15 protein-coding genes and 7 pseudogenes are annotated in these 24,330 nt (G+C 71.0%); 8 read left to right on the top strand and 14 right to left on the bottom strand.

Translation table 11 applies throughout. From position 1 onward, the window contains the following. Positions 1 to 49 precede the first annotated feature (49 nt). Positions 50 to 1,078 carry a zinc-binding alcohol dehydrogenase family protein gene (locus WJ438_RS03420; protein ID WP_406723894.1) on the top strand — a complete coding sequence of 343 codons (1,029 nt, stop codon included), beginning with the start codon at positions 50 to 52 and terminating at the stop codon, positions 1,076 to 1,078. Positions 1,079 to 1,427: 349 nt separating this feature from the next. On the opposite strand, the gene WJ438_RS03415 is transcribed toward WJ438_RS03420, so the two are convergent. The 7 genes and pseudogenes from WJ438_RS03415 to WJ438_RS03385 all read right to left on the bottom strand — a co-directional run bounded on the left by WJ438_RS03415 (position 1,428) and on the right by WJ438_RS03385 (position 10,665). After that, positions 1,428 to 2,714: an ATP-binding protein gene (locus WJ438_RS03415; RefSeq protein ID WP_406723893.1), complete on the bottom strand. Its 1,287-nt coding sequence runs from the start codon at positions 2,712 to 2,714 to the stop codon at positions 1,428 to 1,430. A gap of 2,338 nt (positions 2,715 to 5,052) precedes the next feature. Beyond that, positions 5,053 to 6,639 carry a D-alanyl-D-alanine carboxypeptidase/D-alanyl-D-alanine-endopeptidase gene (gene dacB, locus WJ438_RS03410; protein WP_406723892.1) on the bottom strand — a complete coding sequence of 529 codons (1,587 nt, stop codon included), beginning with the start codon at positions 6,637 to 6,639 and terminating at the stop codon, positions 5,053 to 5,055. Between the two features lie 453 nt (positions 6,640 to 7,092). Next, positions 7,093 to 7,432: pseudogene (locus WJ438_RS03405) on the bottom strand (IS256 family transposase); the annotation flags it as partial. 239 nt (positions 7,433 to 7,671) lie between these two features. Beyond that, positions 7,672 to 8,868 (bottom strand): NAD(P)/FAD-dependent oxidoreductase, encoded by a 1,197-nt coding sequence (locus WJ438_RS03400; protein WP_406723891.1) that lies wholly within the window; start codon positions 8,866 to 8,868, stop codon positions 7,672 to 7,674. 29 nt (positions 8,869 to 8,897) lie between these two features. Next, positions 8,898 to 9,095, bottom strand: coding sequence for a ferredoxin (locus WJ438_RS03395; RefSeq protein WP_406723890.1), 198 nt, complete (start codon positions 9,093 to 9,095; stop codon positions 8,898 to 8,900). Between the two features lie 110 nt (positions 9,096 to 9,205). Then, positions 9,206 to 10,117: a pyridoxamine 5'-phosphate oxidase family protein gene (locus tag WJ438_RS03390; protein ID WP_406723889.1), complete on the bottom strand. Its 912-nt coding sequence runs from the start codon at positions 10,115 to 10,117 to the stop codon at positions 9,206 to 9,208. A gap of 92 nt (positions 10,118 to 10,209) precedes the next feature. After that, positions 10,210 to 10,665 (bottom strand): VOC family protein, encoded by a 456-nt coding sequence (locus WJ438_RS03385; protein WP_406723888.1) that lies wholly within the window; start codon positions 10,663 to 10,665, stop codon positions 10,210 to 10,212. 153 nt (positions 10,666 to 10,818) lie between these two features. Between WJ438_RS03385 and WJ438_RS03380 the strand changes: the two genes are divergently transcribed. The 4 genes and pseudogenes from WJ438_RS03380 to WJ438_RS03365 form a co-directional block, all read left to right on the top strand. Then, positions 10,819 to 11,391, top strand: coding sequence for a CGNR zinc finger domain-containing protein (locus tag WJ438_RS03380; protein ID WP_406723887.1), 573 nt, complete (start codon positions 10,819 to 10,821; stop codon positions 11,389 to 11,391). A 311-nt stretch (positions 11,392 to 11,702) separates the two neighbouring features. Continuing rightward, positions 11,703 to 12,427 (top strand): annotated as a pseudogene (locus WJ438_RS03375) (IS6 family transposase). Between the two features lie 71 nt (positions 12,428 to 12,498). Continuing rightward, positions 12,499 to 12,600, top strand: a pseudogene (locus WJ438_RS03370) (NADPH-dependent F420 reductase); the annotation flags it as partial. A gap of 524 nt (positions 12,601 to 13,124) precedes the next feature. Continuing rightward, positions 13,125 to 13,289: pseudogene (locus WJ438_RS03365) on the top strand (pirin family protein); the annotation flags it as partial. Between the two features lie 825 nt (positions 13,290 to 14,114). Here the strand turns inward: WJ438_RS03365 and WJ438_RS03360 are convergent. Then, a pseudogene (locus WJ438_RS03360) lies at positions 14,115 to 14,351 on the bottom strand (ISAzo13 family transposase); the annotation flags it as partial. A gap of 542 nt (positions 14,352 to 14,893) precedes the next feature. On the opposite strand from WJ438_RS03360, the gene WJ438_RS03355 reads away from it, so the two are divergent. Then, complete coding sequence (locus WJ438_RS03355) at positions 14,894 to 15,553, top strand: lysostaphin resistance A-like protein (protein ID WP_406723886.1); 660 nt, start codon at positions 14,894 to 14,896, stop codon at positions 15,551 to 15,553. Between the two features lie 11 nt (positions 15,554 to 15,564). Here the strand turns inward: WJ438_RS03355 and WJ438_RS03350 are convergent, their stop codons facing one another. The 6 genes and pseudogenes from WJ438_RS03350 to WJ438_RS03325 form a co-directional block, all read right to left on the bottom strand. Next, a complete protein-coding gene (locus WJ438_RS03350; protein ID WP_406729575.1) occupies positions 15,565 to 17,409 on the bottom strand; it encodes an alpha/beta hydrolase in 1,845 nt (614 codons plus the stop codon). After that, positions 17,383 to 18,666: pseudogene (locus WJ438_RS03345) on the bottom strand (diacylglycerol/lipid kinase family protein); the annotation flags it as partial. The gene WJ438_RS03350 and the pseudogene WJ438_RS03345, both read right to left, overlap by 27 nt. Before the next feature lie 135 nt (positions 18,667 to 18,801). Next, on the bottom strand, positions 18,802 to 19,251 hold the full coding sequence (locus tag WJ438_RS03340; RefSeq protein ID WP_406723885.1) for a hypothetical protein: 450 nt from the start codon (positions 19,249 to 19,251) through the stop codon (positions 18,802 to 18,804). Positions 19,252 to 19,281: 30 nt separating this feature from the next. After that, positions 19,282 to 19,743, bottom strand: a complete 462-nt coding sequence (locus tag WJ438_RS03335) for an SHOCT domain-containing protein (protein ID WP_406723884.1) — start codon at positions 19,741 to 19,743, stop codon at positions 19,282 to 19,284. A gap of 146 nt (positions 19,744 to 19,889) precedes the next feature. Next, entirely contained in the window at positions 19,890 to 21,227 is a 1,338-nt protein-coding gene (locus tag WJ438_RS03330; RefSeq protein ID WP_406723883.1) for a hypothetical protein, read from the bottom strand. A 124-nt stretch (positions 21,228 to 21,351) separates the two neighbouring features. After that, on the bottom strand, positions 21,352 to 22,011 hold the full coding sequence (locus WJ438_RS03325) for an HdeD family acid-resistance protein (RefSeq protein ID WP_406723882.1): 660 nt from the start codon (positions 22,009 to 22,011) through the stop codon (positions 21,352 to 21,354). Between the two features lie 227 nt (positions 22,012 to 22,238). Here WJ438_RS03325 and WJ438_RS03320 point away from each other — a divergent pair, with 227 nt between their 5' ends. Continuing rightward, positions 22,239 to 22,871, top strand: a complete 633-nt coding sequence (locus WJ438_RS03320) for a potassium channel family protein (RefSeq protein WP_406723881.1) — start codon at positions 22,239 to 22,241, stop codon at positions 22,869 to 22,871. Continuing rightward, positions 22,868 to 24,277 (top strand): annotated as a pseudogene (locus WJ438_RS03315) (DUF2252 domain-containing protein). The gene WJ438_RS03320 and the pseudogene WJ438_RS03315 overlap by 4 nt, the downstream one beginning before the upstream one ends. Positions 24,278 to 24,330 lie beyond the last annotated feature (53 nt).

Here is a 24,330-nt window from a genome sequence, read left to right as displayed (position 1 = left end):
TCTGCGGCGAGCGTTTGCCGGACCTGCCGGCCGGCGCCAGGCTGGGAGCATGGTGCGCGCGTCGGCTTCGAACATGCTGACCGGGTGGGCTGTCGAGAGTCCTGGTCCGATCGCGGACGGCCCACTGGTGTCCGTGCGGCGTACCGTGCCCTCGCCGGGGCCTGGTGAGCTGTTGCTGAGGGTCGAGGCGTGCGGCGTCTGCCGCACGGACCTGCACCTTGCCGAAGGCGACCTGCGCCCGCACCGGGCATCGACCGTTCCCGGTCATGAGATCGTCGGCCGCGTGGCCGCCGTCGGCGAGTCCGTCACGGGGTTCCGGGTCGGCGACCGAGCCGGTGGGGCGTGGCTGCGCAGCACCTGCGGCCGATGCCGCTACTGCCGGGCCGGTCGCGAGAACCTCTGCCCGGCCTCCCTCTACACCGGCTGGGACGCGGACGGCGGTTTCGCCGATGTCACCCTCGTTCCGGCGGACTACGCCCACGCGCTCCCGGACGACCAGGACGCCGTGCTGCTGGCACCGCTGCTGTGTGCCGGGATCATCGGCTACCGGGCTCTGCGCCGCAGCGCCCTGCCACCCAACGGCCGGCTCGGGATCTACGGCTTCGGGGCCTCGGCCCATCTGACGGCGCAGGTCGCCCTGGCCGAAGGAGCAACCGTGCACGTGCTGACCCGTTCGGCACGGGCCCGTGAACTCGCCCTCGACCTGGGCGCCTCCTCCGTGGGCGGCGCCTACGACCGCCCGCCCGAACCACTGGATTCGGCGATCCTGTTCGCACCGGTAGGGGATCTGGTGCCCGTGGCACTGGAGGCACTGGACCGTTCGGGAACGCTCGCCGTGGCGGGCATCCATCTCACCGACATCCCCGTGCTCAATTACCGCCGTCACCTCTTCGAAGAGCGGAATCTGCGCAGCGTCACCTCCAACACCCGGCAGGACGGCCGCGACTTCCTGGACACGGCCGCGCGGATCGGTATGCGGGTCACCGTCAGCCCGTATCCGTTGAGCCGTGCCGACCAGGCTCTGAGGGACCTGGCCGCCGACCGGGTCAGCGGCGCCGCCGTGCTCGTGCCCGGATGACCCGCCGCGACGCACTCCTTGGACGTGCCCCGAGAGGTCGCGGTAGCGGGTGACGGAGTGGTTGAAGAAGTTCCGCCGCGAGCGGCGTGTGTTATGCGACATCCCGCGGGTTCGTCCTGGCTTTCATCTCCCATTGCTGCAGGTCAGCCCGGCAGACGGAAGCGAGGGATCCGCATAGATCATGACGGACCTCGGGATTCCTGAAGAACCGTCATGAGCCCTGCACAGACGCACAGACGCACAGACGCACAGACGCACAGACGCACAGGCCGAAGGCGACGAGGTGCCTGGTCAGGCCCCATGCCGAAGAACCAAGGACCACGGCGAACTCGCGGTGTGTGCCGTGGTGTCACATGCGTACGTACTCCTCGGTGTCCTCGGCGAAGTCCGTCAGTGCCTGGTCGGTGAGTGTGGGACGGGTCTGTGCGACGGCCTGCAGGTAGTCCTCCGTGCCGGCCGGGGCGCCTTCCCCCTGGGCGACTTCGCGTTCGAAGGCGGTCTGGGCGCCCTTGCGAGCGGCGAACTCGATATCGGCCGGCGTGAACATTGCGCTTGCCTCCACCAGACGGCGGAGATCGACATGGGTGGCGGCGGCCCCGAGGTAGCGCCGCCAGACCGCCGAACGGGCCTGCGGATCGGGCGGGCCGACCGGGATGACGTAGTCGAAGCGGCCGGGCCGAAGGAACGCAGGGTCGAGGAAGCGGACGGAGTTCGTGGCGCAGATCAAGAGGCGGTCGTCGTGGTCGCGGAAGCCGGGGATCAGCTTGAGCAGTTCGTTGGTGACTCCATGACTGGGGTCGACAGCCGTACCGGACCGGGCAGAAGCGATCTCCTCGACCTCGTCGATGAAGAGAACCACCGTCTCCAGCTCGGCCAGCTCGGTGAACGCCTCCCGCAGCGAGGCCGCCAGTCCCCCCTCCCGAAACGACGCAAGCCGGGACGGGAAGAGTTCCACGAAGGGCCACCCCAGCCGCGAGGCAACCGCTCGGGCGAAGCTGGTCTTGCCGGTGCCCGGCGGCCCGAAGAGGATGACCCCCTTCGGCGGCCTCACCCCATACCGCTCGGCCAGCGCGGGCCGGGCCAGCGGCAGCACGATCCGCCGCTCGATGGCCTCCTTCACCTCTTCCATCCCCGCAAGGCCGTCCCACAGATCCCCGGGAAGCATCCTTCCCCCCAACTCCGCCAGGAGGCCGGCATCGCTCGCGCCGAGCTGCTCGACCTTCTCGTGGAAGACGAGCCCGGTCCGGGACCGGTAGCCTGAATTTTCCAAGGCAACGGCTCCCGTCGCCCCCGGGGCCAGGAGCGCGCCGATCCGGCGGACTCCCTGGGACCGCAAGCGCCGCTCAAGCTCGGCGATCAAGGAGCTTTCGATGCCGCGGCTGCGCCACGTCCCGGCCAGGGCCACCAGGATGATCCAGCCCCTCTCGCCGGAGACCTGCGCCACGCCGACGCCCACCAGCTCGTCGCCGACCACCGCCACCACGGCCGGTCCTGCGGCCCTGGCTGCGGCCACGACCTCCGATACCGGGAAAACGGCAGGAGCCTCGTCCACCTGCTGGTTCTGGTCCCAGATCTGGATGGCGCGGTCCAGATCATCGTCGTGGAAGTCCCGAAATCGCCACGCCGGCATCGTCATCACCCTCGAGAGGGGGCCACCGCCGCTCCCCGGCTCAGGTAGTGCCCCGCCACGGACCCTTGCTTCATTCTCCCCAGGTGCGCCTCCCGGGCGCGCGTCGAACGAGGGCGCCGTTAACGAACAGGGAACCAAGCGACATGTAGCTCAGCGTGATGTTGGTCCTGTGGGCTCGCCGCCGTTCGGCTCCGCCCCTACGAGCCCGTCCCTCTTCCCAGACGGTGAGCACGTGCTCCTGGTCGTCCTCCTCCATGCCAGGTCCGGCGGGCGGTGGTCTCGGGGTTCGGGGAGTATCCGAGCAGGGATCACCGCTACGGCGTTCAGTTTCCTGAACGCTTCGGTGCCCCGGTCAGCGGCCCTGGCGGAATGGGTTGTACGCCTCGAAGGAGTCCTCGTGGGTCTCTCCGCGCCGACGCCGTTCGGCCTGGTACGCGGTCCAGGCGAGTTCACCCTGCACAGCGGAATCGCAGACCATCAATTGTTGAACGCTGTGCGGGGCACGGCAGCCACCGCCGGCTACGGCCTCACCCCAGAAGAAGTGACCCTCTGGTTGGGTCGTCGCTTGCCGCGCTGCGGGCCCTCCCCCGCTGTCCTGCCGTCCGGATCGGCCCTTCCCTCAGGCGCGACGGCGGCGGCAGCAGGCCGCCCGACTACTTGGCGCTCTGCTGCAGGCTCCGGACCCACTCCCGGCCGCGGTCGGCGCGACGGCGCCGCGCTGAGCGGAGCGCCCACGATGGGCCCGGCCACCTCGCGGCAGCAGCCGCTCCCTCGACCACGGCGGACGGTGCGGTCTGCTCACGCTCGCTCGTGCGTGGCGGCGGCAGTACGGAGAGTGGCCCAGCTCCGGCGGGGTCGATGGCATACGCCGGGCTGGGTCTTCACGGTTGCGCCCGCCACGATCCTGGCCTGACACCGGTCCTTGGTCGTAGTGGTCGCGCAGAAGGGTGTCCCCGGATTGCCCACACGCCTTGGTTCCGCGGACCTGGAAAAACCACCTCATTGAGGGCCTTTGTGGGCGCGCCTGCGGCTTCTGGTGCCCGCTTGGGGCAAGTGTTGCCGTGTCCAATCGGTCCAGGCGCCCGGGCGCCTGCTGTGACAGGAGATCGCTATGCGTGTTTCCCGCTTTGCTGCCGCGCTCGGCGTGGCAGTCGCCGTGGTGCTGGGTGGTGCTGGAGCTGCTGCCGCCGCCGGCGCCGCGCCGGGGGCGACCGGTGCGTACGCCTCGAATGACCACCATCGTGGGGACCGGGGTGAGGACGGGCCCCGGTACCACCACGGGCACGGGAAGGACAGGGACCGCCACCACGGCCACGGGAGGGACAGGGACCGCCACCACGGCCACGGGAGGGACAGGGACCGCCGTCACGGCCATGGCCATGGGCACGGCCATGGGCACGGGCATGGGCACGGGCACGGGCATGGGCACGGGCACGGCCATGGGCACGGGCACGGCCATGGCCACGGCCATGGGCACGGCCATGGGCACCGCTGACACGATCGCCGAACGTGAGGGGGCGGCCCGAATCGGGCCGCCCCCTCACCATCGCAGTTGGCCGCGGGACCTTCCCCCCTCCGTAACCAGCCTGTCCTCCGCCCCGACCGAGCCCCCTGCAGTCGGTGTCCCGTCTCATTCGATCTTGCCGTTGGGTGGCGTCCTGACCTGCGGAGAGACAAAGTCGCGCGAGACGCCGATGAGCCGTCGTCTCACTTGATGTTGTCGGCGAGGTGCGTTTCCACCGCCGACGATCGGCGGGCGGCGGCACGCTGACCTGGACTGTCTCACCTGACCTTGTCCTTGACGTGTGAACCGGACCCCGTCAGGTGAGACGGAGGCAAGGTCTCGCGAGACGGGACAGTCGGCAGCGCGCGGACCACGTAACCCGCCCACCATGGCCATGCCCTGGCAGTGTCCAAGAACCGATCGGTTCTTGGACAGCGGCGCCTGGAGATCGACACGCCGAGCCGGAGCCGACCGCTGGTGTCCAGCAAGGATGTCCAACAGCTACCGACTCGGGGCCGTACAGCGACGCGGGAAGTCGCTGCCCTCTGTGGGCTTTGCAGGGGATGCGCGCGTCGGGGTGACGCTGGTGCAGCGCCGCGCCCCCGAGGGGCGGTTGAACGGGGGCATGACCCTCGCCGTGACCGGCCTCCTCGGGGGCATCGCCTGCGGCGTGGCGGGCGGCGGCAGGCTGGTGGGGCACGCGGCTCCTGCTACCGGGTACCTCGCCCCGGTCACCGCTGCCGCCTGCGCCCTGCCGCTCTACGCGACCCGGCGCGCGCTGAGCCCTGGCCCTGCTCGGCGCGGACTGCCCGGCGGCCCGCGCGAGCGCCCAGGGGTGCCTCAGCACTGCGCCGGCTTGCGCCACGAGCACTCCAGGTCTCCGTTGCTCTTTGTGCTCCGGAGGGCCTTCGGCCGCACCGTCACCGCCCGGTTCTCGTCGGACGAGGCGAGGGTGGCCACGATGGCGTCCTCGGTGCTCTTGACCGAGCCGGCGAGATAGTTGTTGAGGACGACGCTGTAGACGAGTTCGCGTCCGCCCGCGTCGGTGACGTATCCCGACAGGGCCGACGCGCCCGTCAACGACCCCGTCTTGCCACGTGCGTTGAGCGCGGCCGGTGTGCCGCACAGACGCGAGCGCAACGTACCGCCGATGAAGCGGTTCGGGTCACAGGCCACCGGGAGGGCCCGGTACCAGTCGGCGTACCAGGGCTCGGTGCGCACCGACAGGAGCAGCTTGGCGAGCTGGTCCGCGGGGACGCTGTCCATCCGGGACAGCCCGGAACCGTCGACCTGGCGCAGCTTGCCCGGGTCGACGCCGATGCGCTTCAGGTAGCCGCTGATGCCGGCGAGGCCGGCATCCCAGGTGCCGCGCCCGGAGGTCTCGTATCCGATCGCCTTGGTCAGCGCCTCGGCGTGCATGTTGTTGGACAGCTTCAGGAACGGGATCAGTAGCTGCTTGAGGGGCATGGACTCGTGCGTGGCGAGCCTGTGCGCGCCCTTCGGGGTCGCCTCGCCGAGCCGGGTCGCCCCGGTGACGCGCACGCCGTGCGCGGCCAGCGCGTCGCGGAAGACGTCCGCGGCGTAGCCGGTGGGCTCCCAGACGCTGACCCACTCCTTGGCGGTGGCGCCTCCCACAGGCAGGGTGCCGCTGACGGTGATGGTGTTGGTGCCGTGCTGCCGCTCGACGGTGAGGTCGCTCGGGCCGCCTCGGTCGACGGTGGTCGCGCGCACGTCGAGGTGGACGTAGTGGTTGGCCGGGGTGACGGTGGTGCGCGGCCGGTCGCCGGGCTTGTCCCCCGGCGCCGCATGCACGATGACCGTGCCGGTGTCGTAGTCGGTGTCGGGGGCGACGCTCAGCGCGGAGGTCTGCGCCGAGTAGTACGAGGATTCGTCGTCGGAGGCCCAGGAGCGGCCGAGCCGTTGGTCGTCGAAGCGGGTGTCGTCGGCGACCAGGCGCCCGGTGACGCGCCGCACCCCCGAGTCGGCGAGCGCGGCGGCGAGCCGGTCGTAGTCCTCGGCGAGCAGGGTCGGATCGCCGGTGCCGCGCAGATACAGGTCGCCGTCGAGTACGGAGCCCTGCCGGGCACCGGTCGACAGGACGTCGGTGGTGAAGCGGTGGTCGGGGCCGAGCAGCGCCATGGCCGCGGCCGAGGTGAGCAACTTGGTGTTGGAGGCGGGCATGAGTCGCCCGCTCGGCAGATGCTGATAAAGGACCGCGCCGGTCTTCGCGTCGGCGACGACGACGCTCGCGGCGCCGCCGTCCATGCGGGCGTCGCCGAGGATTGTGTCGATGGCCTCCGGCAGTCCAGTCCGGTCACCGTCCGCCCCCGCGGGCGAGCTCCAGCTGAACGTCGCCGCGACCACGGCGGCGACGACGGGCCAGATCCAGTGGCGCATACGGGTGGTGCGTCTCACGGGTCTACTCATGCCACAGGAGCATCCCGGATCCCGACCGACGGCAACAGACCCCCTCGCCGATCCGCACCCCGCCACCGCTGCGCAGGTGCCCGCCACGACCGATCACCACCACCTCGCCACGCACCTCGCTTCCGGCCTGTGGCGTGTTCGGCGGCTTGTTCTCACAGGGGCAGCGTTATGCCCAGTTGCTGTATAGCGGTGGAGGGCGGGCCACCTTCGGAGCGGTCGGTCTGGCGTTGTCAGGTTGGGTGAGTGCCCGAGGGTGTGAGCCGGTTCGGCGTGTTTCGGCTTCGGTGGTGACAACGGCTCAGGCTACGGCGGGCGGGCCGGCGACGCCGGTGATCTGATCCCGGATCACCGGCGTCGCCGGCCCGCCGCCGCGGCCTGGGCACGGAGCCGGAACCCGGCCTCACCGCACCCGACACGCCGTCAGGCACTCACACGCTCCACAACGTGACAGCGCCAGAGCAGGGACAGCACCTCGCTGATCTTCGGGGACTTGCGGCACCAAGACGGCTGGGGGTACCTCCCGGCCGAAGGCTGGGGAGATCTTCGACGAGAACCGCTTGCGCTCGCCGGTCCGCTCGTCGACGCGCTTGCCGTTCACCCATGGAGCCTTCACCTCCACCACGCCGGCCGCGGTGGTGACCTGCCGGGGCTGGTGATAGCCGTTGCGGACTACCAGGCGGCACCCCTTGTCGTCGCGCTCATCGGCCAACTCGGCTATGCAGTCTTTGACTTCAGCCTTCAGCACGGCGACCGGCATCCGCCGTGCGCCTTCCCGGACGATCTCATCCAGCAGCGAAACTGCCGCTTGGCGTGGTGCCGTCCTCGTTGACTACCGTAAGCACGGGCGTGCCTTCCCGACCTACGCGGCAACGTCAGCCTTGCTCGATGACCTATCGATCGATCCATCGGGCAGGTACGCCTCCTTCCATCAGGAGTGATCCACAGACACTGAGCATTGCTCCTGGTGCCCCTCGGGGTGCAGTCTGCTCAGCAGTTGGATACAGCGGCAGTACGGGCTCGCTCGGCTCGGGGTCAGGCCACCGGCGCTGCTCCTGCCGATTCCCGGTGTGCATGCAGCGCCGTCCGGTACGCCGCCAGCCGGGCGGTGCGGCCGATGGTGAGGGCGCCGACCAGCCGGCCCTCCCGGTGGTAAGCGACCTCCAGACGCCGGTTCGCCAGGTCGTGCTCGACGACCCTTACCTGGTCCGCGACCGCGGGCAGGCCGACCGAGCGGATCCGCGCGCCGTGCAGGTCGGACCAGAAGGACGGCACCGCCGTGAACGGGGCCGGCGTCCCGGCCGTGAGCAGGGTCGCCGCGGCGGCGGTGCCCTGTTCCACGGCGTTCGTCCAGTGGCCGAGGGCGAGGCGCGCGCCGCCCGCGAGTGGCTGCGGCACCCGGGCGACGTCACCCGCGGCGACCACCCCCTCGACGGCCGAACCGTCGGGGTACAGCACGCGCAATGACGGGTCGCAGTGGACGCCTCCGCCGACGGCGGCCCCGGAGCCGGCCAGCCAGCCGGTCGCCGGGACGGAACCGAGCGCCAGCAGGACCACGTCGGCGGGGACGTCGCCACCGGTCGACAGCCCGACGCCGGTGACGCGGCCGTCCGTGCCCGCTCGGAAGCCGGTGACGGTGGTCCGCGTGCGCAGGTCGATGCCCGCCGCGCGGTGCAGGGCCGCCGCATAGGCACCGGCGACCGTGCCGACGGCCCGTTCCAGGGGCTGGGCGGCGGCTTCCACCAGCGTGACGTCGAGTCCGCGGGACCGCGCGGCGGCCGCGACCTCGCCGCCGAGGAACCCGGCACCGACGACGACCAGTCGCCGGCCCGGGACCAGTTCGGCGCGCAGGGCCAGCGCGTCGTCCAGCCCCCGGAGCGTGAGCACGCCGCGTGGGGGCGCGGAGAGGGCGGCCGGTGCGGCGCAGGCTGCCGAGCCGGTGGCGAGGACTAGGCCGTCGTAGTGCAGCAGGGTGCCGTCGGCGAGGGTGACGGCCCTGGCCGTGGCGTCGAGGCCCACCGCCGGACGGCCGAGCAGCCAGCGGGCGTCCAGTCCGCCGGGCAACGGCAGTGCGGTGCCGGGCGGGTCGGCCTGCGCGGTCAGCACCTGCTTGGACAGCGGCGGCCGGTCGTAGGGGAGGTGCGGTTCAGCACCGACGATCGTCAGGGTTCCCGTGAAGCCCTGGGCGCGCAGAGCCTCGGCCGCCCGCAGCCCGGCGAGCGACGCGCCCACGATCACGACCTCACGAAGTGCGTCCCGCCTCATGACGCGCCCGCGGAGACGGTGATGGCGCGCATCGGGCAGACGGCAGCGGCCTTCTCGGCCTTGTCGCGCAGCGCGTCGGCGGGACCTGCGTCGTAGACCAAGTAGTCCTCGTCGTCGAAGGAGAAGATCTCCGGCGCCGCGAAGACGCACTGCCCGTGGCTCTCGCAGAGATTCATGTCCACGGTGATTCGCATGACTGGCTCCGTTGTGTCGGGTGTGAGGCCCGGCCGTGTCCCGGTGTCGTGCCGGGCGGTCCCCCGTGCTGTGGGGGCGCACCGGGCGCGGGCGGGCTATCGGTCGGGGGTCAGCGGACCGGCGGGTTGAAGCGGGAGTAGCCGGGCTCGCTCCAGCGCAGCGGGGACGCCGAGGAGACCTCGTGCACCGCCTCGACAAAGAACTCGACGAGCCGCTGGGCACCCGGCGTGCGGGCGATCTCCTCGGCGTCCCAGACGGTCCGTGCGGTGCCGGACAGGTGGAGGGCCGTGCCCGTCTCCCAGTCGGGCACGAGGATTCCCGCCGCGGGGTTGAGCAGCAGGTTGCCCAGCGTCAGGAACATGGCGTTCCCGGTGTAGTCCGGCCAGCGCAGCAGGGTCGGGGAGAGGACCTGGACGAATCCGGGGTTGCCGCCGCGGTGCGAGGCGTCGGTGTCGCCGTCGTCGGAGGCGGTGGCGATGAAGAACGTGTCGGCCCGGCGCACCGCCTCCTGCTGCGCCGCGCCGAGCGCACGGCCGGTGGTGACGGTGCGGGGCCCCGCCTCGTCGATGACCGCCCTGCGGTGGTGCCGTTTCTGGAGATATTTGGGGCAGTTGGCGATGACCTGGTCGAGAGCGACGCGCAGTCCGCCGCCGTCGCGGTGGGCGCAGCCGTTGATCCGCATCCGGCGCCGGGTGGCCGGCTCGATGGCGATCGTCCCGAGCCGTACGGAGTGTGCCGTGGCGAGGACATCGGCGAGTGGGTCCTCCGGCACGGGCAGGGCGTCGATCGCGAGGGTGCGGGGGTCGGGGGCGCGGAGGAATCCGGGCTCCCCGGTCAGCTGGGTGGCCCAGAGGCGGCCGGCCGGGTCGGCGGCGCCCACCACGATCATCGGTTGCTCGGCCAGGAACTCCCGGGCGACGGGCGGGACGGTCCCGTGGATGCCGCCGAGGGAGAACTCGGCCTGGGTGGTGAGTCCGGCTCGCTGCTGCATCGCGAGTTCGCCGCTGTGATAGGTGGCCACGGCGTTCTCCTTTCCGAACGTCCGGTGTGTGGTGCGGCGGCCGCGCCCGGCGGCTTCGCGGCCGGGCGGGCGCCTCGGGCTGTCCGCGTGGCCTAGAAGAAGCCGCAGGTGGGGGCGCCGGCGGTCGGGGCGGTGGCGGGGTCGGCGCCGGTCGGCGCGTAGATCTCCAGGCGGGTGCCGTCGGGGTCGGTGAAGAAGATGCCGCCGGAGGAGGCGCTCTCGCCGTGCGGGACGACGCCGTCGTAGGTGAACTCGGCGCCGAGCCTGCGCAGCACCTCCTCGGTGGCCTTGACCTCCTCGACGGTGTCGACCTGGAAGGAGAGGTGGTGCAGCCCCGGACGGGCGGCGGCGAACGTGCCCTCGCTCTGCTGCCAGAGCGTCACGAGCAGACGGTCGTCACGGCCGAGGAAGGCCCAGCGGCGGCCGTCCTCCTTGCCCTCCGCCATCACCGCGAAGTCGAAGACCTCGCGGTAGAAGGCGAGCGAGCGGCCCAGATTCGTGACGTTCAGCCCGACGTGACCGGTCTGCAGGTTCTTCGCCTTGCTCATGGTCGATCAACTGCCTCTGCTCAGGGTCGCGAACCGATCTCGCAACCGGTGAAACCGAATTTAATGGTTAGGTCGCGGGCCGTCAACCGCTGATCACGGGATGACCGGTTACTGTGGGTGGGGTGATGCCGTCGTGACGAAGGGACCCGCACCGTGCCGTCCTCTGCCGAGCCCGACCCGAGGCCGCTGACCGGTGAGCCGCTCGCCATCGACCTGCTCAACACACGCTGGATCGACGCCGCGGGTCGGCACGACCTTCTGCACTCCCTCAAGGGAACGGCGGTGTGGCTGAACACGCCCCTGGTCCGCGAGGCCCTCGGCGGCAACCCCGCCCCGGCCGGCCACGACACCCGTGAGCGACTCCACCAGGCCCGCGCCGCCCTCGACGAGGCCGTCGCGAACCTGGCGAACCCGACGCCCTCCGCCGTCACGGCCGTCAACGACGTCCTCGCCCACGGCCGACTGCGGCAGGTGCTGCGCCCCGACGGGCCGGGCACCCTGGTCGAGGTGGACGATCCGGCCTGGCTGCCGGCCTGGGTCGCCGTCGCCGACTTCCTGCGGTTGCTCGCCGACCGCCCCGAACGCATCCGCGCCTGCGGCAACCCCCAGTGCGTGCTGCACTTCTACGACGTGTCCAAGAACGGCACCCGGCGCTGGTGCTCGATGAGCGGCTGTGGCAACCGGGCCAAGGCCCAGCGCCACTACGCCCGCCACCACCAGGGCTGACACCCGACACCCCGCACGACGGCACGGCAACGGGCCCGCACCCCGGTGATCACCCGCGCACGGGCCCGAGGGCGGCAGGCGGGTCATCGACAGCTTGTTCCGAGGTACGCGATGGGGCTCCACGGACATCCGTGGAGCCCCATCGCATGGCTGGGTGGTACGGCCGTCCGCCTCCCCGCCAGGCCGGCTCCTTGCCCGGGTGGGCGAGCCATCGCGGCAGGCGACCTCGACACCGGGGTGCTCGCGCAGCTATCGGCTCGGCGTTGTCAACTTGGCTGATACGCCGAGTGCCTGGGACGATCCTCGAATCCTTGGCCGTCGGGAGGGGCGTCGTGTCGCCGTCGTACAAGGGGTACCGGTTCTCGGCGGAGGTCATCGCCCACTGCGTGTGGCTCTACCACCGCTTCCCGCTGAGCTACCGCGAGATCGAAGAGTTGATGCTCGCCCGGGGCGGGACCGTCTCGTACGGGACGACCCGGCAGTGGTGCGTGAAGTTCGGCCCGGTCTATGCACGCGAGCGGCGCCGGCCCCGGGCCGGTGACACGTGGCATCTGACGAGGTCTTCAGCAGGGTCAACGGTGAGCGGCAGTACCTGTGGCGGGCGGTCGACCGGGACGGCAACGTCCTGGACATCCTCGTCCAGGGCACTCGGGACGCCAAGGCCGCCAAGCGATTCCTCGCCAAGCTGATGAAGAAGCAGGGCCGGGTACCGCGGGTGCTGATCACTGACAAGCTCCGCAGCTACGGCGTCGCCCACCGCGCGCTCATGCGGTCGGTCGAGCACCGGAGGTCGAAGTACCTCAACAACCGGGCGGAGAACTCCCACCAGCCCACCCGGCAGCGCGAACGGGCGATGAAGGGCTTCCGCTCCACCGGTGGAGCGCAGCGGTTCCTGTCCGCGTTCAGCGGCATCTCACCTCACTTCCGGCCCCGCCGCCACCTCCTCACCGCCTCGAACTACCGCGCCGAGATGACCATCCGCTTCGCGATCCGGGACCAGACCACCGGCGTCGCCGGCCTGCCCGCCGTAGCCTGAGCCGCTGTCACCACCGAAGCCGAAACGCGCCGAACCGACTCACACCCTCGAGCATTCGCTCAACCTGACAACGCCTGCGTAACGCCCACCAGGTGGAGGCGCTGGTCGCCAACCTGATCTCCGTCAACCGCCGCTACAAGACACACGCCGGGCTCCGCGTCACGGACGTATGACATCCCGGGCGGCCCCGCACCGGGCCGCCCGGAAGACGTGCCCAGGCCCCCGCGATCCGGCTGCCCAGGCCGCGGGAGCGCCCCAGCCACCGGGGCGGCGGCCGGACCCCGGTCACTGCATCGCCGCCGTGATGCTGCCCGGTTCCGTACCACGCCGGCCCGGGACAGAATCGCCTTCAGCTTGTCGAACGCGTTCGCCTGCGCGGCCAGGCCAACGCCGTTGCGCTCCATGCTCAGGATGAAGGCTTCGACGACCTTGTGGTCGAAGGTGCTCATCCGCGGTCGCGACCTCAGACTCCTCCCCCTGTTTCCCGGCCGCCGACCGATACCGGATCTTGTACGGGTGAGGGCACTTCGACCACCGCGACCGCGGATGCTCACACTCCTTGAAAAACGACCCCACCCCACGAACCAGGGCCGTGGCACTCACGGTTGCTGACTCCTCCGGGACCGATGCTGACGGTTTGCTCACCGTCGGTAGTCCGGAGCGCCGCTGACCTGCGTTGATGCGCGCAGGGTTCGCTATGTTCTGGAACTGGATCGGCCGGACCCAGGAGGAGATCGAACAGGCCCGCCGGGACTGGATGACCGGCACCCGTTTCGGCGAGGTGAAGGGCTACGACGGCGCTCCGCTGCCCGCGCCCGAGCTGCCGGCGGTGCCGCTGAAGCCGCGGGGAAGAGTGCGTTGACCTGCGGAAACGGCTGATTGGTTGGTGACGGGTGGGCGACTCGCCGTCGTGCCTTGTCTCCCGTTCCTCCATCGCGTGCGGGAGGGCGGCTGGACGTGCTGCAGGTCCCGTGCGCGGGGCTGGGCAATTCCACGGTGTGTCCGTCTGTGGGTAGCTGTGGCAGGACTCTTGCTCACCCTTTGCTCACCCTACTGACGGGTTATGAGGTGTCGGCGGAGGTTCGTGTCGTACCTCGCGGCGGTGTAGTGGTCATCGCAGTTTGGGTGGCCACCGCACGGATGCTGACCTGGCGGGTGGCTGAGTCACACTCCGGTGCGGGAACTCAGTACTCGGCCTGTCGGTTTGTGGGAATTCGACAAGGTGTGAGCGGCCGTAGGGGCGAGCGCTCTTGGCACTGCTCCTTGAAGGGGGTGTCGTGGCGGAGTGCTCCCAGCAGGTTCTTCGCCTGCTGGGAGCACGGCGCTTGCATGTCTCTGGCCTGTGTCGATGACGTAAGTTGCTCCTGATGCGGCTTCGTTGGCCCGTCAATGGTCCGGATCTTGGCTTCTCGCATCCGCCGGTGAGGGCGAGAACTCCGGGCCCAGCTACAGCCGATGGGGGACGGGGAGACACCTCCGCGTGCTTGGAGCCCTGTGCTGCGGAGGGAAGGACGGCGCTCAATGAGATATGCCTTTGGCGCGTGCCGGTACCACATGGCACAGGTTGTAGCGACCGTCTACGGTGTCCACGTCAGTCCATGATGGGTGCGTAATAGCAGGTCAGGGCATCGCGGTCCGGCGGAGTCGGCGTAGTTGGTGACAGACGTGTGACAGCGCCGGTGATAAGGCGGGACCCGGCAGGGAACTTCACCACCAGCACTTCACCGGACTCCAGTTCAGTCACCCCGCGCGAAACTGTGCCCCCACGCAGCCCCACCGCGCGGGCGACGAGCCTGATCCCGCCATGGCCCAGCGAGCGTGCCTCCACTCCTATGGCCAGCCGACGTTGACGTTCGTCCAGGTGCGGGGACAACGCCTGGAACTTCGCCGCCAGTCCGGTCTCGACCCCCTCCGGTCTCCCCATACCACAACAACGATGCTCGACGACGGAAGCGACGGCTTATTTCCCGGCAAGTCCTCACTACCTGGCCTTGGGGGAAGCCCCGACCATCGCGATCCAGTAACGCGCCTCCACGCTCATAGCGTGCGCCGAACGTCAGCACAGCGCATGCGGAGGAGGCGCATACCGGGTGGCCCGCGAAGCCAGCGGATGGCCACTTGGTCCCGTGGCTGGTCCGGATCTTGGTGCCGCTGTCGACATCCGCAGTGTCCCGATCACAGGTGAGCACATGCGCAGAGGGCGGCCGGGTATCCGTGGCCGAGTCTCCAGGATGCCGCCGCAAATGGCGTGATCGCGATCGAGCGCCCCGGGGCGGTGCCCGGTAGCGTTGGGCCGAGGGGAGGATGGGACGAACCGTCGGGGAAACCGAAGGACCGACTCTCATGGCCTGCCGCGACCCCCATGATGCCGAGCGGTGCGAGGTACGAGGGCACCGCACCGTAAGCGGCACGTCCCGGAGCCGGTGCCGAAGACCGATCGGCACCTGGGCGGCCGTGGGACTCACGGTGGCTGTTCTCGTCGCTGCCAACCTGGTCATGCACCGCTGGACTGGCCTGTTCGGCCTGGTGACGGCCGTCGTGGTCTGCGTCCTGCTGCTCGGTGTGCTCCGCTGGGCAGGCGGTACCCGGGCGGACGTGGGCCTGGCGCCCGGCACACTGGCTCGCGGTGCCCGCTGGGCGCTGGCCCTGTTCGGCGTGGTCGGCGTCGTCTACCTGGCCGGGGCTTTGTTGCCGGCCACCCGCGCGCTGTTCGAGGACCGTCGGTACGACGAGATGAACGGGAGCGAGTTGGTACTACGTGTTCTCGTGCTGGTACCCGTCGGCACGGTCCTGGTGGAGGAGATCGCCTTCCGCGGCGTGCTCTACGGTCTGGTGTGCCGCGTCCGCGGGGCGGTATGGGCGACCGTCGTGTCGAGCCTGCTGTTCGGCCTGTGGCACGTGCTGCCGTCACTGCACTTGACGACCGCGAAACCCGCTCTGACCACGGCCTTCGGCAATTCCGCGCTTGGTGCCGCCCTGGCGGTTCTGTCGGCCGTGCTGTTCACGGCGGCAGCGGGCGTCCTGTTCTGCGAACTGCGTCGCCGCAGCGGCAGTCTGCTGGCTCCCATGGGCTTGCACTGGGCGCTCAACGCACTCGGCTACCTCGTCGGGTTCCTGCTGCGCTGACCGCGCGACAGCTAAGACCCCGTGGCTGTGGGCTCAGTTTCCGGCCGGATGATGTCCTTCAGCAAGTCCAGGTCCTGCGCCGTGAATCCGGTGGGCCGCATGACTGTATTCCAGCCGTCGACGTACGCGGCCTTGTACGTGTGGCCGTGGCCGTCCGGTACATCCGTGGCGAACGGCAGGTCGGCGGTGACCTGCCAGAAGGTCACGAAGGGCATCCAGACCATCTCTTCGAGCACATCTCCGCCGGGCGTCTCGCGGATCCAATCGGGTTCGGAGAGGGCCAGCCGGGGGCTCCACCAGATGATCGGATCGGAAGGGTGCATGAGGTAGAGCACCCTTGTACCGTCCCACGGCTGATCCGTCGGAGGCATTTCGGTGGCCGGGTCGTCGGTGAACCGGACGGTCCGCCCCTCCTTGTAGACGGGCTTGATCTCGAGACTTTCCGCGTCGCGCTGATCGCTGAACTCGCGGAACAGGGTGTTGAAATTGGGCGGGCCGGCGAACAGGGTGCCGGCGGTGCGGTTGCGCAGGTCGTACTCCCCGCTGAAGGCAGTCTCACCGCCGAACGACCCCAGGCTCTCACCTGCTACGAACAGCCGCGGACGCTGGTCCTGCGGCAGCTTGGACCAGGTGTCGTAGACCGCGTCGAAGAGTTCGCGGCCAGCCTCGCGTGCCTTGGACTGATCGACGAGATACGACAGCCACGACGGCAGGTACGAGTACTGCATCGCCACGGTGGCCGAGTCGCCGTTGCCGAGGTACTCGAACGAGTCCACAGCAGCGGGATCGACCCAGCCGCTACCCGTCGTGGTCATCACGAGCAGGTTCTCGCGCTCGAAGCCGCCTGCCCGTTCGAGGTCCGCGACGGCTTGGGCCGCCCGGCTCTCCGCGTCGTCGGAGGTCGTCAGCCCGGCGTAGGCCCGGACCGGCTCCTGCGCCGTGCGGTGGGTGAACGCGCCGATGTCCCGGGCCGATGGTCCGCTGCCGGTGAAGGCACGGCCTTGCCTGCCCAGCGAGTCCCACGGCACGAGAGAACCGGGCCCGCCCGAGCGCAGGGCGGACGTGGGCTGATGCACGCCTTCCGGTGTCTGCGTGTCACGCAGCGAGAACGCCTCGTTGGCCGCGTTCACGAAGCCGCCGAGCAGCAGCCCGGTGAACGCGGACCACGCCAGAGCCGCCACCAGGAGCCAGCCGACCACCCGCGCCGCTCGCCTGCCGATCCAGCGCCCGAGCAGGCGGGCGGCCCAGCGGTACAGGCTCCGGATCCCCCGCCCGCACAGCAGCAGGAGGGAGAAGACGAGAGCGGCGACGAACGGGCAGGCGACGGTGGTGAGGACGTTGTAGTCGGTGACCCCCATGAGTTCGCGGATCTCGTGCTGCCAGTACTGTCCGAGCCCGAACGAGAGGCCGAACAGCACGATCGCGCTGACGAGCAGGACGAGCCATGACCGGCGCGAGGCGCTCCGCGGGTCCCGGTCGGCGAAAGCGCGCCAGACGTAGGCCGCGACCACGCCGAGCCCGTACCCGATGGCCGCGCTGATGCCGCAGATCAGTCCTTGGAGCAGCCCCCCGCGGGGAAGCAGTGACGGAGTGAAGGACAGGCACGCCAGGACGAGCGCGCCCCAGCAGCCGGGCAGTGTGACGTGGAGCAGTCGGCGGCGCTTACCGGAATCGGGGGACGGCTCGGCGGGGGGCGGAGAAGACAGCTCGCCGTGCTCGGCCTCCCTCGACACGTCGCCCCCGGCCCCCGCCGCGTCCGTGCCGCCAGGCGGGGCCACCCGGCCGTCCTCCTCGCGCGAGGTCGGCCCTTCCGATCCTCGGTCCGGGAACAGGCGGCCCAGCGCCAACCGTGCCACGCGCGGCCAGTCGGCCGCCGCTCCGCTGCCTCGCAGCGTGTGAGGGCGGCGGCGTGGCACGCGGACCCGGAGTGCACCAGGCGCGCTGCGGCACACGACGGGTGACGGCAGGACGACGTGTTCTCCGTCGATGCCGACCGGGAGGGTGTCCGTGCCGGCTTCGACGACGACTTCTTCGGCGTTCAGCCGGACGAGCCCCCCGGAGCGCGGACCGCGCACGATTCGCGCCGCCTGAGCGGTGTTGCCGACCCGCACGCACACCAGGCCGAGGAGCCCCGAGTCCAGCCGCTCCCTGCGCCCCGGACGGGCCGCGTCGACGGCACGTCCGTAGGGATTGTTGCTGACGAGCAGGGCCTGGAGCCCGTCGACGCGCGTGTGGCCGGCCCGTACCCGCAGCCCGAGCGCGTCCTCGCCGGTGAGGAGGCCGGGAAGGGTGCGCAGGGTCGTGCGGGCCTTGGCGTCCCGGTACGCAGGGTCGGTGACGACCGACGCGTACGTTCCGAACGAGGCGTTGTTGACGAAGACCCGGTCCGCGGCGTATCCGAGGTCGATGCGGAGTTCGACGCCGTCGGTCAGGGCTTGCAGGGCTGCAGCCGGATCGTCGCGGTCGAGGCCGAGGTCGAGGGCGAAGTGGTTGCGGGTGCCCGCGGGGATCACCACGAACGGCAGGTCGTGGCGCGCCGCGACCTCGGCCACCAGTGCCTGGGTGCCGTCGCCTCCCGCCACCGCCAGCAGGTCGGCTCCCTCGGCGACGGCCTGCCGGGCCAGCTCGGCGACGTCCTGGCCCGCGTCGAGCCGGACCACCCGGCAGCCCGCCGCCCGGGCCTTCTCCGTCAGCTGGAAACGGCCCACCTTGCCGCCGCCGGAGTGCGGGTTCATGAGGATCCAGGGGGCGTGGGGTTCCTGGACGACAGCCTGTCCGGAGAGGGTGGGACCGGGTGCCGGGGCCGTACGTGCCGCCGTGACGGCCAGCGCCCACAGGGCCAGGGACAACAGGGCCGGTCCCAGCATGCCGAACGCGGCGTACAGGGCAAGCACGGTGACCGGCGCGGCCACCGACAGGACTGCCCCGAGGACACGGAGCACACCGGTGTGTGCCAGGACCCACCACACGCCGACGGCGGCGAGCGCGAGCCCGGCGATGCCGACCAGCACCCACAGCACGCTCCGCAGACCGGCGACGACGAGCGGCACCAGGATGCTTCCCAGCAGGGCGAGCAGGGCGAGGCGGGCCCGTCCGGCACCGCCCTCGCGCACGGTCGCGGTCCCTGTCTCTCCCGATCCCCTCGTGTTACCTCTGTGTCGCCCCACCTGTCGGCCCTTCTCCTCGCGCTCCCGGGCACGCGCCGGCCTCGCCCTCTCACACGCCGTCCGCGCCGTGCCGGGGCCGCTTCACACGTCGCGCGGTGTGCGCTCCTCGGACAGGTCGGAGAGGTTGCCGCGCGGGACCACGCACAGGGCCCAGATGATGAAGCCCGAGATGATGATCATCACGACCGACCACACCGGGTAGTACGGCATGGAGAGGAAGTTGGCGATGATGACGAGTCCGGCGATGGCCACGCCGGTGACGCGCGCCCATGTCACGGTCTGGAGCAGGCCGACGCTGACGATCATGGCGATCGCACCCAGAACGAGGTGGATCCAGCCCCAACTGGTCAGGTCGAAGGCGAACACGTAGTTGGGTGTCGTGACGAAGATGTCGTCCTCGGCGATGGCCATGATGCCCCGGAGGATGTCGAGCAGGCCGACGAGGAAGAGCATCACGGCCGCGAAGACAGTCAGGCCGGTGGCCCATTCCTGCCTCGCCGTGGGTGCCGGCCGGGTGTGCGTCGCGGTCATCTTGCGCCTCGTTTCGTGGGGTGCGGGTGCTCAGCGACCGGAGGTGCGGGTGGGGCCCGAGTGCTCCGCCGGGCCGTGGCCGGTCAGGACCAGTTCCTTCGCCCGGCGGAACTCCTCGTCCGTGAGCGTGCCGCGGTCGTGGATCTCGGACAGCCTGGCGAGCTCGTCGACGCTGCTGGGCCGGCCGCCGGCCGCGGTCTGCCTGATGTAGGCGTTGAACTCCTCCTGCTGGGCGCGTGCCTGGGAGACCTCTCGGCGGCCCATGTTCTTGCCGCGGGCGATCACGTAGACGAACACGCCCAGGAAGGGCAGGACGATGCAGAACACCAGCCAGCCGGTCTTCGCCCAGCCGCTCAGGTCGTCGTCGCGGAAGATGTCGGTGATGATCCGGAAGAGCAGGACGAACCACATGATCCACAGGAAGAACCAGAACATGGTCCAGAAGGCGCTCAGTAGCGGAAAGTCGTACGCCAGGTAGGTCTGTGCGCTCATGTCCGTCCTCCGTCCCGGGCGCTCGCCCGGCAGCGGTTCTGTGCCCTCTTCAGCGTGCCTGTGGCAGGCACCGGACGCCTCACCCGGCGCGGGTGAGTGTGCGCACCGAGTGAGGCGCCATCGGCGGACGGGTTCCCGCCCTCGGATCAGGCGCCGGACTCCCCGTGGCCACGGGGAGCGGCGGCCGCGAGGATCGCCAGGACCACCAGGACGGCCAGGACGATGCCGAGGACGAGCACCACCGCTCCGACCGTGGGGTGGTTCCAGAGCACCAGCGCCAGCGCCCCGGCCGCGAAGGCGCCACCGGTGGTCCACGCCCGATGGTCCGCCAGCCAGCGTCCGATGGACCCGGTGCGCACTCCGACGCGGCGCAGCCCCCGGCCGACGGCCGTCATGCCCCGATCCGCCGCCGTGCGGACGGCGCGGGCGGGGCGTCCGGGACCGTACAGATACGCCACCAGTGCCGTGATCACCGAGACGACCAGCAGGGTGCGCGTGCTGTCACGCAGGAAGCGGACGAACGTGTCGTAGATCACCTCCGCCGCGTCGGGCGGCAGCGCCGCGGGCGGAACCGAGTCCAGGTAGACCCGTCGGGCCACGGCCAGCGCGACGAGCAGCACCACCATCATCACGCCGACACCCGCCCCAGTGATCATCAGCATCACGCGGTGTGCCGGGGCGGTCCACACGGCGAGCGCGGCGAGTACGACGGTCAGGACGGGCAGCCAGACGCCGAGGACGTCCAGCAGCCGCATCGTGTCCTGCGCCTTGCCCAGTTCCTCCGTGTGGAACAGAGTGATCGTCCGGTCGGTGTCAGGGAGGGCGGCGGCCTTCTCGAAGCCCGCGTCGACGAGCCGCTCCCGCACCTGGTCGACGACCTCTCCCACATCCAGTTGGACGGTGTCGCCCACGGCGCGCACGGCACCCTCGCGCTCGCCGGTGAGCATGTTCACCACCGCGGCGTGCGACCGCCGGTTGGCGCCCTCCCACACCTGCTGGAAGGTGTCGCTGGTGATCACATCGGTGACGGCGCGGTCCACGACGGTCCTGACCGCGTTGCGCAGCGGACCCTCGAGAGACTCGGCCCCCTCCACGACGCGGGGCGGAGCCCCGGCGTCCTGGAGGGCCTCGGCGAGCGAGTCCGTCACCGCCGCGACGTCCACGTTCTCCACCACGCGGTCCGTGAGCCGGTTGATCACGGCCTCCTGCACGGCCGGGTCGGACGCCAGCGGTGCGACCGTCTCCACGTACCGGTCGGTGTCGGAGACCGCGTCCTGGACCCAGGCCGCTACGACGGCCAGGGGCGCGAGCAGCAGGGCCAGCAGAAGGAGGACCGAGGAGCCCGCCAGGCGTACCCGCCGGTGGCGCACCGCCGCGTGACGGCGCAGCCGCCCGTACTCCGCCCGTTCGTCGGCGGTGAAGGCGTGCTTCGAGCTCGCGGCTCCGCCGGAGTCCGGCGGGCCCGGGGCCGAGGCCGGATCCATGAATGCTCCCTTCCGTGTGGGCGCCGCCCCGGCCGCGACGGTCGCCGCTCGGGATGACGGTCGTGCAGGCAGCGCAGGGTTCTCCGGTGCCTCTGCCGCGCCCGCCGGAGCGGCGGGCGCGGGGTCAGGCCGCCGGGACGGGCGTGCGCGGCCCCGTGGAGTGCGTCCTTCGGAGCGCGGCCCGCCACGCGAAGGCGACCACCACCTCGGCCAGTCCGAGCAGGACGAGCCACAGGCCGAGCAACCGGGTCAGGGCGCGGGCCGACTCGGCCGGCAGGGCGAGGACCACGATCCCCGCGACGATGGCGAGTACGGCCGTGCCCAGGACGACGCCACGGTGCGGCAGGTCCTGGGCAGCGAGGGCCGTGTAGAGGGTGAGGACGCCGGAGACGAGCCAGACCACCCCGACGATCAGCGAGAGCGCGGTGATCGTCTGCAGCGGGTTGCGCAGGCACAGCACCCCGGTCAGGACGTACAGCACGGCCAGGAGCAGCCCCGGAAGCCGCTCGTGCCCCTCCCGCGCGAAGACGGCCACGAACCGGAACGCCCCGGCCACCAACAAATGCAGGCCGATGAGGACGGCCAGGACGTGCAGGGTCGCCTCCGGCCAGACCAGTACCAGGACGCCCGGCACCAGCGTCACGACGGCCGAGCCCAGGAGCCAGGTCCACGAACGGCCGAGCCGCGCGAGCACGTACGCGGCATCACCCGTGGGGGCGGGGGCCGCCCCGTCGGGCTCGTGTTCCTGCTCGGTGCGCGACGCCGGATCACGCGACATGGCCATGACTCCTCCTCGCGTGATCGTAGGTCGCCACCGGACCCGGCGGGGCGGTGTATGAGGGGGCTGATGTACGAGAACCTGACCGCTCCAGGGTCACGCCCGTCACCGGGTGCCGGATCACCCACCACGGGTGATCCGTCGACGCCGCCGTGGCGGTGAGGTGGAATCCCCGGGCGCCCGGCCCGCCAGCCCTTCCGGCCCACCGGTCGGACGGAACGAAGAGACACGAGATGAGCGACCCGAGCACAGCTCGCGCGGACCGAACCCCGTCCGGGCCGGACATGCACCGGCGGTTCCGCACCCGCCGGTGGGCGGAGGCCGTCTCCGTCGCCCGCGCCGTGTTCATCGCCGTAGGCCTGGTCACCGCCTATTATCTGCTGCCCCTGGACGAGCGCGGCACGGCCGGTGCGTCGGCGCTGCTCGCGGGCGGTCTGGCGGCGGTGCTGCTGGTGTTCGGGTGGGAGGTGCGGGCCATCGTGCGCTCACCCCACCCGCGGCTGAAGGCCGTCGAGGCCCTGGCCGCCACGCTGGTGCTGTTTCTGGTCCTCTTCGCCGGCGCCTATTACCTGCTGGACCGCTCCGCCCCGGGCTCCTTCAGTGAACCGCTGACCAGGACGGACGCGTTGTACTTCACTCTGACCACGTTCAGCACCGTCGGCTTCGGAGACATCGCGGCGCGCTCCCAGACCGGGCGGGTGCTGACGATGCTGCAGATGGCGGGAGGGCTGCTGCTCGTGGGCGTCGCCGCACGGGTGCTGGCGAGCGCGGTCCAGGCGGGGCTGCGCCGTCGGCGCCGGGAGCCGTCGGCGCAGCCGCGTTCCGGCACCGCGACCGGGACACCGCACCAGGAGGCCGGACCATGACCGTACCCAGCGTTTTCACCGCGTCCCTGTCGCCGGCCGAGCGAGCGGCGTACGGCAGGAACGCGCGCAGGCGGGCGTCGCGTTCGTGCCACGGCTGGTACGAGACGGCGCAGCAGCGGCCCGATCCGATCGAGGTGATAGAGCGTCAGTGCGTTGATCGGGTGCCGGAGTTGGTGCCGATCCGGTACGGCCGCATGCTCGAGTCGCCGTTCCGCTTCTACCGCGGCGCGGCCGCGATCATGGCGGCGGACCTGGCGGGCTCGCCCAACACGGTACTGCACGTGCAGCTCTGCGGGGACGCCCACCCTCTGAACTTCCGGCTGCTCGCCTCGCCGGAGCGCCGTCTGGTCTTCGACATCAACGACTTCGACGAGACCCTGACCGGGCCGTTCGAGTGGGACGTCAAGCGGCTGGCGGCCGGTCTGGTGACGGCGGCACGGGCGAACGGCTTCTCGCTCAAGGAGCAGAACGGCACCGTACGGGCCTGCGTGAAGGCGTACCGGGAGCGGATGCGGGAGTTCGCCGGCATGCGCACCCTGGACGTCTGGTACGCCCAGGACGACGCCGAGCAGATGCGGGAACTGCTGGCCTCCTCGACAGACGGCGAGGCCGGGCGGCGTGCCGTCAGGGCCGCGGCGCGGGCCCGCACGCGTACGCATCTGCGGGCCTTCGCGAAACTCACCCGCGTCACGGCCGAGGGCCGACGCATCACACCGGACCCGCCGCTGATCACTCCGCTCGACCGGCTGTCGGCCGAGCGGCCCGAGGCCGGACGGGAGAAGGAACTCCAGGCCCTCCTGGCCGGGTACGCACGCACCCTGCCCCCGGAACGCCGGCACCTGCTGCGCCACTACCACCTGGTGGACATGGCCCGGAAGGTGGTGGGCGTCGGCAGTGTCGGCACGCGCTGCTGGGTGCTGCTCCTGCTCGGCAGGGACGACGACGACCCCCTCTTGCTCTAGGCCAAGGAGGCCCAGGAGTCGGTGCTGGCCGCCCACACGGGCGGTGAACGCTACGACAACCAGGGCCGCCGGGTGGTGGCCGGACAGCGCCTGATGCAGACGGCCGGCGACATCTTCCTGGGCTGGACGCACGTCGTGGGTCTGGACGGGCAGGGCCGGGACTTCTACGTGCGCCAGTTGTGGGACTGGAAGGGCATCGCACGGCCGGAGACCATGGGACCGGGCCTGCTGTCCCTCTTCGGCCGGCTGTGCGGGGTGTCCCTGGCACGGGCCCACGCCCGCTCGGGCGATCCCCTCGCCCTCGCGGCCTACCTGGGAGGCAGCGATCGCTTCGATCGCGCGCTCGCGGAGTTCGCCCAGTCCTACGCCGACCAGAACGAGCGGGATTTCGAGGCGTTGGGAGCCGCCCGCCGCTCCGGCCGTATCACGGCGGAGCGGCGCTGAGGCTCCCGCGCGGGTATCAAGCGGGGCCCCCGGGTCGTCCGGGACCGCGCACC

Origin of the sequence: Streptomyces sp. GD-15H, from assembly GCF_045291515.1 — a bacterium.
Taxonomy (GTDB): Bacteria; Actinomycetota; Actinomycetes; order Streptomycetales; family Streptomycetaceae; genus Streptomyces.
This window is presented reverse-complemented; position numbering and strand designations above follow the sequence as displayed.

What these genes read in the sequence shown, in the direction of transcription:
- WJ438_RS03325 (WP_406723882.1), bottom strand. Translation starts at nt 22,011, where the DNA reads ATGGCCATGTCGCGTGATCCGGCGTCGCGCACCGAGCAGGAACACGAG.
- WJ438_RS03320 (WP_406723881.1), top strand. Translation starts at nt 22,239, where the DNA reads ATGAGCGACCCGAGCACAGCTCGCGCGGACCGAACCCCGTCCGGGCCG.
- dacB (WP_406723892.1), bottom strand. Translation starts at nt 6,639, where the DNA reads ATGAGTAGACCCGTGAGACGCACCACCCGTATGCGCCACTGGATCTGG.
- WJ438_RS03420 (WP_406723894.1), top strand. Translation starts at nt 50, where the DNA reads ATGGTGCGCGCGTCGGCTTCGAACATGCTGACCGGGTGGGCTGTCGAG.
- WJ438_RS03395 (WP_406723890.1), bottom strand. Translation starts at nt 9,095, where the DNA reads ATGCGAATCACCGTGGACATGAATCTCTGCGAGAGCCACGGGCAGTGC.
- WJ438_RS03385 (WP_406723888.1), bottom strand. Translation starts at nt 10,665, where the DNA reads ATGAGCAAGGCGAAGAACCTGCAGACCGGTCACGTCGGGCTGAACGTC.
- WJ438_RS03340 (WP_406723885.1), bottom strand. Translation starts at nt 19,251, where the DNA reads ATGACCGCGACGCACACCCGGCCGGCACCCACGGCGAGGCAGGAATGG.
- WJ438_RS03330 (WP_406723883.1), bottom strand. Translation starts at nt 21,227, where the DNA reads ATGGATCCGGCCTCGGCCCCGGGCCCGCCGGACTCCGGCGGAGCCGCG.
- WJ438_RS03415 (WP_406723893.1), bottom strand. Translation starts at nt 2,714, where the DNA reads ATGACGATGCCGGCGTGGCGATTTCGGGACTTCCACGACGATGATCTG.
- WJ438_RS03335 (WP_406723884.1), bottom strand. Translation starts at nt 19,743, where the DNA reads ATGAGCGCACAGACCTACCTGGCGTACGACTTTCCGCTACTGAGCGCC.